We start from the raw sequence: 12,581 nt of genomic DNA, 5'->3' as shown, positions 1-12,581 counted from the left end.
ATAACTCGTGAGCAGGAGACGTCACACTATGAGCCATCGACACACAGCCCGGTCTGTGGGTATACGATCGAACCCCGGTGGGACGATTATCGAGAGGACTACGATCCCGAACGGCAGCCTTACCGCGTTATGAGCGTTCACGTTCATTGGCACCGCCGAGATCTTCGAGCCACGGACAACCACTCACTTTCCGCCGCGGCGGAAACGGGCTCGGTGATACCCGCATTCATTTTCGACCCGGCGGTCCTCGAGTTCGCCTCGCCGCCCAGGGTGGCGTTCATGCTCGAGTCGCTCTCGGAACTCCGGGCCTGGTATCGCGAGCGCGGCGGCGATCTCGTGGTTGCCACGGGTGACCCTCGAGAGGAACTGCCGCGGATCGCCCGTGAGCACGGCGCAGAGCGCGTCTCGTGGAATCGAGACTACTCCGGGCTTGCGAGCAAGCGAGACGAGGAGGTCCGTGAGGCGCTGACTGATGCCGGAATCGAGGCCACGTCCGTCGACGATGCGCTTCTGTTCGAACCAGGCTCGATTACCACCCAGCAAGGCGAGACGTACGCCGTTTACTCGTACTTCTGGAAGAAGTGGCGTGATCGCGAGAAGGAGTCTCCCGTCTCGGCACCGGACGGCGAGCAACTGGCGTCAGTCTCCGGGGACTCGCTTCCGTCTCAGGAAGCCCTCGGATTCGACGACCCAGAGGCGACGATTCCCGACGCCGGGATGGAGGCAGCACGCCGTCGGCTCGAGACGTTCTGTGCTGACCCTATCTATCGGTACGCAGACCAGCGAGACGACCCTGCGGCCGACGCCACTTCCGGTCTCTCACCGCACCTCAAGTGGGGAACCATCGGCATCCGCACGGTGTACGAGGCGCTCGACCGTGCGAAATCGGAGGCTCCGGACGAGGCAGCGGCCGACTCCTGCGAGGAGTTCGAATCCCAACTCGCCTGGCGAGCGTTCTACGCCCACGTACTCGACACGAATCCACACACCGTCACGGCGAACTACCGATCCTACGAGAACCCGATTCAGTGGCAGACCGATGCTGCTGCACTCCAGGCCTGGAAGGACGGGAAAACGGGCTATCCGATCGTCGACGCTGGCATGCGTCAGCTTCGAGCCGAGGCGTTCATGCACAATCGCCTGCGCATGATCGTCGCGTCGTTCCTGACGAAGGACCTCATGCTCGACTGGCGCGAGGGGTACGCCTGGTTCCGCGAGAAGCTCGCGGATCACGACACCGCAAGCGACGTCGGCGGCTGGCAGTGGGCGTCCGGAACCGGTACCGACGCACAACCGTACTTCCGGATCTTCAACCCGATGACCCAGGGAGAGCGCCACGACCCCGACGCCGAGTACATTCGAACCTACGTCCCGGAACTCGCGGACGTTCCCGCCGAGACGATCCACGAGTGGGTTGCTCTCGAACCCGATGAGCGGGCGAGCGTTGCACCCGAGTATCCGGACCCGATCGTCGATCACGCGGCGCGCCGCGAGGCGGCGCTCGACATGTTCGAAGCGGCTCGTGGAGACGAATAGGCTCGATTGTCGCTTCGGGTGGTTGGTCTCGTCCTGTCGTCCCGTCCCGCCCGAATTCAGCGGACGAACAGCGGGCTGACGGTTTCGACGATGCGGATCCCCTCACGAATGCCCTCGAGTAGCGTCTCGCCGACCCCCTCGAGGCCGCCGATATCGGCGGCGAGATACGGGAGGACGGCGACGACGAACAGCACGCTCGCGATGAAGCTTGCGAGGTTTGCGACCGTCATGATCGCCAGCAGCCGAAAGAGTCCCACCTCGGCGTGAAGTCCGCGCAGTCGTTCGAGCAGCCCTCGTTCTCGTTTCGCGAGCGTGTCTTTGATTCGGAAGATATCGGCAAGCTTGACACTCGTGTACTGCAGTTCGACGTAGGCGATGAACAACCCTGGCGTAATAATGGGGTTGACGCTGGTGAGCCAGGCAACCGCACCGCCAGCGCCAGCGCTGGTCCAGTGAGCCCCCGCGAGCCAGGCGACGCCCGCCGCAGCGACGAAGTTCACGAGGAACCACGCCGCAAACAGCTGCACCACGAACCAGTCCTGTGCGCCGCCAAGGGCCATCAGACCGAACAGTGAGAGGAACCCGATCGTAAAGGCGTAGCCGACGACCCGGTAGAGGACCGATCGAAGCCGACTGGATCCGGACGGCTCCTCGACGGCGGTCGGCGGGACCGACGCCGGCTCCTCGAGGAACCGTTCGATTCGTGGTCGACGACCGGCGCTGACGACTGCGAGGACGTCGTACCCCGCCTCGCGCAATGCGAGTAGCCGTCGCGCAGTCACTCCATCGCGACGTTCGGCAAGTGCGTCGGCGTCAGTCACCGACGGACTGTGGTCCGCGATCAGTGTTCCAACGGCGTCTTGGGCGGCTACCCGGTCAGCGTCACCGTTCTCGAACCACCGAGTCGCTCGCGCCAGCAACAGCCAGAGCGGCACGCCGAACGCGAGGCCCAGCAGGACGATCAGGAGAACCGCGTCGAGAACCGATAGCAGCGGTCCCAGAAATGCGCCGACGGTCCCGGAGCCGTCGCTCGAGAGCGCATCGACAGGGACGAGCAGAGGGTCCTGTACGAGACGGAGGGTTGCCCCGATCAACAGCCCCCAGAACACCCCCAGCCCGAGGCCGGCTTTCAGCGGCCCGCCGAACTCGGCGGCGAGAGCACCTCCGGTTGCCAGCTTCGCTCGTCGCGAAAGTCGCCCCCAGAGATCCGCGACGGTGTCCTCGACCGGCCGATCCACGAGTGCGACGGGTCGGTCTCGAGCCTCCGCAGCCGATACCGCCTCCGCACTGTGGGTATCCGAATTAGTGTCGGACCGGTTCTCGAGTCGTGTTCGCGCCCCAGAGAGCAGCCAGTGTCCGAGTAACTGCGCCGACGTCGTCCCGCTCACGACATCCTCGCGATCGACGTCAGTGTCCGTCTCTCCGACGAGTTCCTCGTAGCGAAGGTCGTCGAGTTCCACCGCGACGACGTCGGGATCTGTCCGGGTAATCGACTCGCCAATGTCGGTACTGGCAGTCGCTGACTCGGGTGCTGAGTCTACGACTGTCACCTCGCCCTCGCCCTCGCCCTCGCCCTCACCCTCTCCCGACGGCGGTACTCGGTCGTCGGTTGTCGACCGCAGGCACGCTTCGGGATTCTCGGGGAGGTCGTTCCCCTGGTGGCCGATATCGTTCATTATGGGTGACACTCTCACCCGTGGTAGAAAATCATACCGGAGGCTCAGTTGTCGGTCGGTAAGGCGATTCGAACGGCTGTGTTGTGACTCACAATTTTCATCCACACGTTCGAGTGTCCTCGAGTACGATCTGGCAGTGGTTCGAGTTGGTTGGTAGGGTGGGTTGGTCGAGTTGGTCGAGTTTGCCGGATTTGTCGAGTTGAGAGTGTGGATGTTTGACCACGGTGTCGGGATAGACTCGACCTCGGAGTCGGAGTCCGACTCGGATTTGAATCCAGCCAACCCCACATTCGAACACGACCTCGAGTACGGGTGCCGACGTATCGGCGCTGCTGTGAGTAGTGCGAGAGACGTGTCCCAGTCCCCCGTCGGCTGGCCCGGTACTCGAGTGCGCTGGTTGTTGTGGTGTCGGGGGTGAGAGTGGGAGTAGGAATGGGAATGGGAATGGGGCTGTGGGTTTCCCGCAGCCCTCCCTTCCCGCCACCTCCCAGACCACGACAGTCCGACGTGGCGCGTCGAGATGGGTGATGGGATTGTAGGGTACTCGAGTACGCCGTTCCGTTTGAGGGGTTAGGTGTTGGTGTCCCTGTTGTCCCGATTGTCCCGGTTGTCCCGGTTGTCCCCGTTGTCCCGATTGTCCCCGTTGTCGCTGGTGTCGTGCTCGTGCTCACGCTCACGGTCACGGTCGTGGTCGTTGCCGTGGTTCCCATCGCGGCCCCGCTTGGTAATCCCAGGTGCAACGCGACAGCCACAGGGGCCGGCGATAGCGTCGGTGGGGCCGATGACGGTGGTGCGGGTGACCGGGGTGCCACAGCGCGGGCACGGGGGTAACTCGAGTGCGGAGTCGCCAGTGGAGCCAGTCGCAGACGCTGGCTCTGGATCACTGTCGTGGCTCATGCGGGGTGGCACCGCCGTGAGTTCGTGGCTCGGCAGGAGAGCGCTGCTGCTGGTTGTATTGGGCAATGCGTCAGTCGTGCGGGATGTTTATATCCCGTGAGAATGTACGCAATCATGGCTTCGAGCGCCGCAAGTTGGAAGCCACGTTTCGGGTGTCTCTAGCACCCGGGACACTTTCGCGTCCAGTGATGTCTTCCGCTCTAATTGTTGACTGGTAGTGACTTATATCTATCGACGGGACTACGGAAATAGCGGTAGTCAACAATTCGAACACCACTATATTCGTTCAATATAGTGGTAAAACATATTCATAGTCAGGAAGAATACAGGGCTATGAAACGGCGATTGGTCCTCGCAACAGCCGGCGCGACACTAGTTAGCGGCTGTAGCTCTTACCTACGTGCCCCCAGCAACAGTGACGGCGAAACCGAACTGGAAGGCGTTGCACTCGAGTCCGACGAACTCACAGACTGGACACAACCCAGACGGGATGCACAGAATCGGGCGTACGTCGAGGAGGGCGATAGTACCGACCGCCCACAGGTCCGCCGAGAAATCGATCATCACGGGGATGGTCCGGATTTTCTCGGCCCGATTCTCACGGTCGACGGCGTCGCCATTTTCCTCGACAACGAAGCAGGGGACATCGTCGGCTTCGACCTCAAAACGTTCGAGGAGGTGTGGACGCACGCCATTGACTCCCCGCAGCACGTACTGAAATACATCACAGCCACGGATGAGGCGGTCTTCGTGACCGCAGGCAACGAACTGTACCGGCGGCCGCTGGACGACGATGGAACACAGTGGGAAACGGACGGGCTGCCAGCCTCGACACCGCCAGTGTACGCTGATGGGCTTGTACTCACTGGCCAGGAGTCCGGCACCGGACAGATGGTCGCGACGAACGCGGCAACTGGCGAGACAGAGTGGGACGTCCACGATGTAGACGTTTCGCCCGTCCAACCAGCCTGTACGGACGAGCTATGTGTTCACGTCGATCTGCATGGACAGTGTTCGGGATTCGAACTCGAAACCGGCGATGAGCGCTGGTCGACGGACACCAATATGTCACCGTCCGGCCCACCGGTAATCGGCGACAGCATTCTCGTGAGCGGGGCGGCTGACGAACAGGGAGTCATCGAACGGCTCGATCCAGCAGATGGAGACACCATCGACAGCCACCGCTTCGACGAACCGATTGAACACGCACTCGCGTACGCCGAAAACAGAATATACGCCGTCGACGCGAGTGGCGTCCTCCACTGTCTCGACACCGAACTGGATACCCAGTGGACGTACGGCTCGGACATCGATTTCAACGCGGACGGCTGGGCCGAACGGAGTCCGATCGTCGTCGGCGAGACGGTCTGGTACGCTGGGCCCGACCTCGACCTCCACGGAATCGACATCACCACCGGTGAGCAGCGGTGGACGATCGACTTCTACCCAACCTCGCCTGCACCGTTCGCCAGTGCCGGGTCCGCGTTGCTTCTGGCTCGCGGAGAGGGGCTCCAGATTCTGGCACCGTAGCGCCTGTGCAGTCGTTCCCAACGGCTTGAGTGGGCCAATCGACCGAATTATCGTGCAAAATCGCCCGACTCCACAGTGACAACCGCGTATCCAGAATTTTATTCGACTCGTGACGCTGGCTAGTAACGCTTAAAACAAAGTGCGCACAATACCCTCCACAATGGCGAGCAACAAGATTCTCGGAATCGACCTCGGTACGACGAACAGCGCGTTCGCCGTCATGGAAGGCGGCGATCCGGAGATTATCGTCAACGCCGAAGGCGAACGGACGACCCCCTCCGTCGTCGCGTTCACCGACGACGACGAGCGGCTCGTCGGCAAACCCGCGAAGAACCAGGCGATCCAGAACCCCGAAAAGACGATCGCTTCCATCAAGCGCCACATCGGCGACGACGACTACACCGTCGACATTGAGGGCGAAGAGTACACACCCGAGGAAATCTCCGCGATGATCCTCCAGAAGATCAAGCGCGACGCGGAGGAGTACCTCGGCGACGAAGTCGAGAAGGCAGTCATCACCGTCCCCGCGTACTTCTCGGACCGACAGCGCCAGGCGACCAAGGACGCCGGCGAAATCGCCGGCTTCGAAGTCGAGCGCATCATCAACGAGCCGACGGCCGCCTCGATGGCTTACGGGCTCGACGACGACTCCGACCAGACCGTCCTCGTCTACGACCTTGGTGGGGGTACGTTCGACGTTTCCATCCTCGACCTCGGCGGCGGTGTCTACGAGGTCGTCGCGACCAACGGAGACAACGACCTCGGTGGTGACGACTGGGACGAGGCCATCATCGACTTCCTCGCCGAGGAGTTCGAGGCCGACCACGGCATCGACCTCCGCGAGGACCGCCAGGCCCTCCAGCGGCTCAAGGACGCCGCCGAAGAGGCCAAGATCGAACTCAGCAGCCGGAAAGAGACGGAGATCAACCTGCCGTTCATCACGGCCACCGACGACGGCCCGATCCACCTCGAAGAGTCTCTCACGCGTGCGAAGTTCGAATCACTCACGCAGGACCTGATCGACCGCACCGTCGACCCGACCGAGCAAGCCCTCGAAGACGCCGGCTACAGCAAGGACGACATCGACGAAGTCCTCCTCGTCGGCGGTTCGACCCGCATGCCACAGGTCGGCGAGAAGGTCGAGGAACTCACCGGCAAGGAACCCCAGAAGAACGTCAACCCCGACGAAGCCGTCGCACTCGGCGCGGCGATTCAGGGCGGCGTCCTCGGCGGCGAGGTCGACGACATCGTCCTGCTCGACGTGACCCCGCTCAGCCTCGGAATCGAGGTCAAGGGCGGTCTCTTCGAGCGCCTCATCGAGAAGAACACGACAATCCCGACCGAGGAGTCGAAGATCTTCACCACCGCCGCGGACAACCAGACAACCGTGCAGGTCCGCGTCTTCCAGGGTGAACGCGAACTCGCCGAGAAAAACGAGATGCTCGGCGAATTCCACCTGACCGGCATCCCACCGGCACCCGCGGGCACTCCACAGATCGAAGTCACCTTCTCGATCGACGAGAACGGCATCGTCAACGTCTCCGCCGAGGACAAGGGTAGCGGCGAGTCCGAGGAGATCACCATCGAGGGCGGCGCGGGTCTCTCCGATGCCGAAATCGACGAGATGCAGCAGGAAGCCGAGAAGCACGCCGAAGAGGACGAGAAAAAGCGCCAGCGAATCGAAGCCCGTAACACGGCCGAGGCCACGATCCAGCGCGCCGAGACCCTCCTCGAGGAGAACGAGGAGGCAGTCGACGATGCCCTTCGCGGTGACATCGAGGCGGCCATCGAGGACCTCGAGGCCACGATCGACGACAGCGAGGCGACGGCCGAGGACATCGAAGCTGCGACCGAGCACCTGAGCACCGAACTGCAGGAGATCGGCAAGCAGATGTACCAGGATGCCGGTGCAGCGGGCGCTGGCGGTGCTGGTGCAGCAGGCGGCGCAGGTGCAGGAGCGGGCGCAGCCGGCGCCGGCATGGGCGACATGGGCGGTATGGGCGGCGGCCCGAACCCAGGCCCAAGCGGCGCAGCAGGCGGCGACGACGAGGAGTTCGTCGACGCCGACTTCGAGGATGTCGACTTCGACGTCGACGAGGAAGACGACGAGCAGTAATCCCCGCGCCCGCTGTTCGCATCGCTACCTCGTTCGCACAACGAGTACTCGAGTCCGCGCGGCAATTGGAGACGTACTCGAGTGACGGCCGGTTTTGTTTGTAGCCGGCGGAGAATCACTGCTGTTTCCCGACGACCAGCAACTGGTGGTGCCACGGCGCTACGGAGGGTTACCCACACCTGTGCTGTAACTGCTGTAATCACGAGGAGACACCCACATCTGCACCGTCCCGCGGGAACGGTCGTTTCAAGTGCCTCAACCGAGTATCGGTGGAACAACGAATGAGCGAGGACTTCTACGACGCACTCGGTGTGAGCCGCGACGCTTCCGCCGAGGAGATCAAACAGGCGTACCGGAAGAAGGCCACGGAGTACCATCCGGACGTCAGCGACGACCCGGACGCCGAGGAGAAGTTCAAGCGGATCCAGAAGGCAAAGCAGGTACTCACCGACGAGGACAAACGTGAGGCCTACGACCGCATGGGCCACGACCGCTACGAGCAGGCCGAAAAGCACGGTTTCGACGCCAGCGAGGGCGGTATGGGCGGCGGAATGGGTGGCATGGGTGGCGACCCCTTCGGCGGTATGGGTGGCGGCATGGGCGGTGGCGGCCTCGGCGATATCTTCGAGCAAGTCTTCGGCGGTGGCGGCCGCGGGCGCGGTCGTCGCCGTCCCCAGAAGGGCCGGGATCTGCGTACCGAACTCGAGATCGATCTCGACGAAGCCTTCGAGGGCGTCGAGAAACAGTTCACCGTCGAGCGTCCCGAAGAGTGTGACGACTGCGGCGGCGAGGGCCACCCGCCCGACGCCGACTCCCGGACCTGTTCGGAGTGTCAGGGTCGCGGGCAGGTGACGCAGGTCCAGCAGACGCCGCTCGGTCGTGTCCAGCAGACGACGACGTGTCCACAGTGTGAGGGGGAGGGAACGCTCTACTCCGAAACCTGTGACTCCTGTCGCGGCGAGGGTTACGTCCGCAACGAGGCGACGCTCACCGTCGAGGTTCCAGCGGGCATTCAGGAGGGACAGACCCTCCGCATGGAAGGGGAGGGTGCACCCAGCCCGGATGGTGGGCCACACGGTGATCTGCTGATCGACGTTGCAATCCGCGAGCACGAGGAATTCGAGCGCGATGGCGATGACCTGCGCTACCGGCTTCCGATTTCGTTCCCGCAGGCGACCTTCGGCGACACCGTCGAAGTGCCGACGCTCGACGGGGCCGTCGAGTTCGACGTTCCGCGAGCGACCCAGAGCGGCGAAACCTTCCGCATCCGGGGCAAGGGCATGCCGCGGTTGCGTGGTCGAGGGCAGGGAGATCTCTTCGTGAAGGTCCAGGTCGTCACGCCGGAGTCGCTCAACGAGGAGCAGCGCGAAGCGCTCGAGGCCTTCGCAGAGGCGGGCGGCGACGAGATCGACGTCAACGAAGGCTTCTTCGAGAAAATCAAGCGGGCGTTCTGATCGCAGCCACGCCAGCCGTCCGTTTCGGCGCGCTTTTTTCACCGCGGCACACAGTAGCCAGTATGACCGCGCACGTTGGCACAGTCGACGAGCTGTTCGCCCGGGACCGCCGCGAGGATCGGACGGTCCTCGTCGACGCGACGGGCCGCGACTACGACGCCCACTGGCTCTGTACCTCGGCCTGGAAGGCCGGCAACTTCCTGCGCCACGCCGGCGTCCGCGAGGGCGTCACCGTCGGCGTTGCCGGCAACGGCCCGGTGGCCCTGCTCGCCTGCTTCGGTGCAACACTTCTCGGGGCGACGACCCATCCGAACCCGCCAGCGGATCTCACCGACGCAACCGACCTGCAGGCACTCGTCGCACCCGTCGACGAACTCGAGTCCGGCCGCTACGACCTTCCCCGTGGGACCAGCATGCTCGGCTACGGCGAGAAGCCGGAGACACCGGCGATCAAGCACTTCGACGCCGGCCTCTGGAGTGAGAACCCATCGTTCCCACCACAGTCGCTGGCTCCCGAGACCGGGCTGCTCACCGACGGCGGCGCTGCCGTCTCGCACGCACAGGTACTCGAGTCCGCTCGGACTCTGATCGACGAGTACGAGATTGAGGCGGGTGACCGCGTTGTGGTTCGAGAGCCGCTCTCGGCTGTCGAAGTCGCGGTAGCGGGTGTGTTCGCGCCGCTGCTCGTGGGAGCAGTGACAGTGCTGGAGGCGGAGTCTGTCGATGGGACCGCAGGCGAAGACGATACACAAGAGCGTGTCAAGCGTTCCGAGGGAGACGAATACGGCACGCGGTACACAATTTCGAATGCGACAGCAAGCGAGTCGACACACCAGATCGACCCAGCGGAACTGTCCCTGGCAGATCGGACCGCCTGAGACCGGTCCACGCGATCTCCGTCACTATCCTGCAGGTGAGATTGGCACTGTTCTCGAGACGATGGAATCGGTGGCGGGCGAACGCGAGTACCGGCTGGAATGGGCATCGTGATGGGAGTACTCGAGTCGCGAACCGCTGGCCCCAGGTTCTGCGGCCAGAGCTCCAGCGTCGCGGACAGTCACGCGCCGAACACCGTCTCTGCTGACGACAAAATCGTTTATCGGCTGGTTCGTGGTCGAAGTAGCGTATGACCGATGTGATCATCGTCGGCGGCGGCCCCGCCGGTCTGAGTGCGGCACTGTTTACGGCGAAGAACGGCCTTGAGACGGACGTCTTCGACACCGACGAGACGTGGATGCACAAGGCACACCTGTTCAACTACCTCGGGATTCGAAGCCTCGGCGGTGACGAGTACATGACGATTGCCCGCGGGCAGGTCGAGGACCGCGGTGCAAACGTACACCTCGGCGAGCCGGTCACGGCGGTCGAGTCGGCGGACGACGGCTTTCGTGTCGAGACGGAGGACGAATCCTACGAGGCAACGTACGTCGTCCTCGCGACGGGTGCGGATCGCTCGCTGGCCGAGGACGCGGAACTGGATATCGCGTTCGATGACGAGGGAGCCATCGACGTCGACATCGATATGGAAACCAGCGTCGAGAACCTCTACGCGACCGGTGCGATGGTCCGCGCGGAGGAGTGGCAAGCCGTCATCGCGGCCGGCGACGGCGCATCGGCCGCGCTCAACATTCTGAGCAAGGAGAAGGGCGAACACTTCCACGACTTCGATACGCCCGCGGACGTGCCCGACCTCCGTTCCGAGTGAGAACCGGTCGTGTAGCGGCCGTCTATCGCCGCGACCGTCGCCTACAAGACATCCCACGAGAAACACTCGCACATCGTGCAACTCGAGTGCGTGCTCTTCGGGCCGTTTCGTGACACCGTCGGCGAGAAGACAATCCATCATGAGACCACCGCCGAAACGGTCGGCGACCTGCTCCGGGAGTTCGAGGACGAGTACCCCGGTCTGTCGGGCGAACTGGTCGACGAGGACGCGAAAGCGCTGGCCGGGGATACGGTCGTCACGATGGACAAGAAAAACGTGACCCACATCGACGGATTGGCAACCGAACTCCGGGAGGGCGCCGTGATCCGCCTCGTTCCGTCAGTCTACGGGGGCTGAGCCACACGATGGAGGGCACCGACCGCGACATCGCCGAGTTCACGATGCTCGGCCACACGACGTTCCACATTTACGAGCTAACGATTCCGCTGTTCGTCGTGCTCTGGCTCGACACCTTCGATGTATCACCTGCGGTTCTCGGAACGGTCGTCGCGGTCGGCTACGCCCTCATCGGTGTCGGCGCACTCCCCAGTGGCATCCTCGCGGACCGCTACGGCTCGACGCGTCTCGTCGTCGTCTCGATGCTCGGCATGGGCGGCGGCTTCGCACTCATCAGCCTCGCTGCGAACATCTGGTTGCTCGCCGCGGCGCTCGTCCTCTGGGGAGCCGCAGCCAGCCTGTACCACCCGGCCGGGCTCTCACTGATCACCCGCGGTGCAGACAAGCAAGGAACCGTGCTGGCCTACCACGGTGTCGCCGGCAACGTCGGCACCGCACTCGGCCCACTCGTCGCGGCCATCATGTTGACCGTTCTCGACTGGCGCGTCGTCGCCGCGCTGTTCGTCGTGCCCGCGCTCGTTGGCGTCGTTGCAGCGACCCGACTCGAGTTCGATGAACTGGCAGCGACGGACAGTACTGACGCAGCCGACGACTCACCGCGTCCCGAAACGGACGGCTCGGGTAGTGATACCGATCCAGGTGCCGCACAGACCGATGACAGCGCGCCGTCACCGCGGGAGCGCCTCACCGCGTTCGCCTCACAGTCGAAACTATTGTTCACGGGTAGTTTCGTCCTCGTGTTCGCCATCGCGATGCTGGCCGGGACGTACTACCGGGGTGTTTTCACCTTCCTGCCAGACGTACTCGCCGGGCTGGCGGTGTTCGAACCGGTCGAGATCGCCGGCGAGACGGTCGATCCCAGCCAGTACGCCTACGCCGGCTTGCTATTGATCGGTGCGGTCGGGCAGTATACGGGCGGAAAGCTGAGCGATACGCGCTCGCCCGAACGGGCGATCATCGTCGCGCTCGCTGCGCTGGTCGTCGTCTCGATACTCTTCCCGATCGGAGCCTCGGCCGGCCTGACGGCGACGCTTGCGGTCTGTGCTGCGCTCGGCTTTTTCGTCTACATGGAAGCGCCGATTCACCAGGCGCTGATCGGCAAGTACGTCGCGGCCGACGTGCACGGCCTCTCGTTCGGCTACACCTACCTCGGCGTCTTCGGCATCGGCGCGGCGGGGGCTTCGATCGCCGGCATTGCGCTCACCTACGGCGGGATGGGCGTCCTGTTCGCGATCCTTGCGATTTTCCCGGCAGTTGCACTCGTGATTGCAGTCTCACTGCTCGTGTTGGCCTAATCGAAGGCACCGAAA

General features: G+C 63.6%; 10 protein-coding genes. 8 read left to right on the top strand and 2 right to left on the bottom strand.

Translation table 11 applies throughout. The annotated features are described in order from the left end of the window. Positions 1 to 129 precede the first annotated feature (129 nt). A complete protein-coding gene (locus NMAG_RS02710) occupies positions 130 to 1,536 on the top strand; it encodes a cryptochrome/photolyase family protein (protein WP_004214180.1) in 1,407 nt (468 codons plus the stop codon). 56 nt (positions 1,537 to 1,592) lie between these two features. On the opposite strand, the gene NMAG_RS02705 is transcribed toward NMAG_RS02710, so the two are convergent. Both NMAG_RS02705 and NMAG_RS02695 read right to left on the bottom strand, forming a co-directional pair. After that, on the bottom strand, positions 1,593 to 3,212 hold the full coding sequence (locus tag NMAG_RS02705; RefSeq protein WP_004214178.1) for a hypothetical protein: 1,620 nt from the start codon (positions 3,210 to 3,212) through the stop codon (positions 1,593 to 1,595). Positions 3,213 to 3,782: 570 nt separating this feature from the next. Then, the gene (locus tag NMAG_RS02695; protein WP_004214175.1) at positions 3,783 to 4,109 is read right to left on the bottom strand and encodes a hypothetical protein; all 327 of its coding nucleotides are present in this window, start codon (positions 4,107 to 4,109) and stop codon (positions 3,783 to 3,785) included. A 333-nt stretch (positions 4,110 to 4,442) separates the two neighbouring features. Between NMAG_RS02695 and NMAG_RS02690 the strand changes: the two genes are divergently transcribed. From NMAG_RS02690 to NMAG_RS02660, 7 genes are all read left to right on the top strand, one after another. Continuing rightward, positions 4,443 to 5,639: an outer membrane protein assembly factor BamB family protein gene (locus NMAG_RS02690; RefSeq protein ID WP_004214173.1), complete on the top strand. Its 1,197-nt coding sequence runs from the start codon at positions 4,443 to 4,445 to the stop codon at positions 5,637 to 5,639. A gap of 160 nt (positions 5,640 to 5,799) precedes the next feature. Continuing rightward, complete coding sequence (gene dnaK / locus NMAG_RS02685; RefSeq protein ID WP_004214171.1) at positions 5,800 to 7,755, top strand: molecular chaperone DnaK; 1,956 nt, start codon at positions 5,800 to 5,802, stop codon at positions 7,753 to 7,755. Positions 7,756 to 8,036: 281 nt separating this feature from the next. After that, positions 8,037 to 9,209: a molecular chaperone DnaJ gene (gene dnaJ / locus NMAG_RS02680; RefSeq protein WP_004214170.1), complete on the top strand. Its 1,173-nt coding sequence runs from the start codon at positions 8,037 to 8,039 to the stop codon at positions 9,207 to 9,209. Positions 9,210 to 9,271: 62 nt separating this feature from the next. Beyond that, positions 9,272 to 10,087: an acyl-CoA synthetase family protein gene (locus NMAG_RS02675; RefSeq protein WP_004214169.1), complete on the top strand. Its 816-nt coding sequence runs from the start codon at positions 9,272 to 9,274 to the stop codon at positions 10,085 to 10,087. Positions 10,088 to 10,335: 248 nt separating this feature from the next. After that, positions 10,336 to 10,914, top strand: coding sequence for an FAD-dependent oxidoreductase (locus tag NMAG_RS02670; protein WP_004214167.1), 579 nt, complete (start codon positions 10,336 to 10,338; stop codon positions 10,912 to 10,914). A 75-nt stretch (positions 10,915 to 10,989) separates the two neighbouring features. Beyond that, positions 10,990 to 11,271, top strand: a complete 282-nt coding sequence (locus tag NMAG_RS02665; protein WP_004214166.1) for a MoaD/ThiS family protein — start codon at positions 10,990 to 10,992, stop codon at positions 11,269 to 11,271. 8 nt (positions 11,272 to 11,279) lie between these two features. Next, positions 11,280 to 12,566 (top strand): MFS transporter, encoded by a 1,287-nt coding sequence (locus tag NMAG_RS02660; RefSeq protein ID WP_004214164.1) that lies wholly within the window; start codon positions 11,280 to 11,282, stop codon positions 12,564 to 12,566. The last annotated feature ends 15 nt before the right edge of the window (positions 12,567 to 12,581 follow it).

The organism is Natrialba magadii ATCC 43099, assembly GCF_000025625.1.
In the GTDB taxonomy this organism is placed as follows: Archaea; Halobacteriota; Halobacteria; order Halobacteriales; family Natrialbaceae; genus Natrialba; species Natrialba magadii.
Note: the sequence above shows the minus strand (reverse complement) of the source record. Positions and strands in the feature narration are given on the sequence as shown.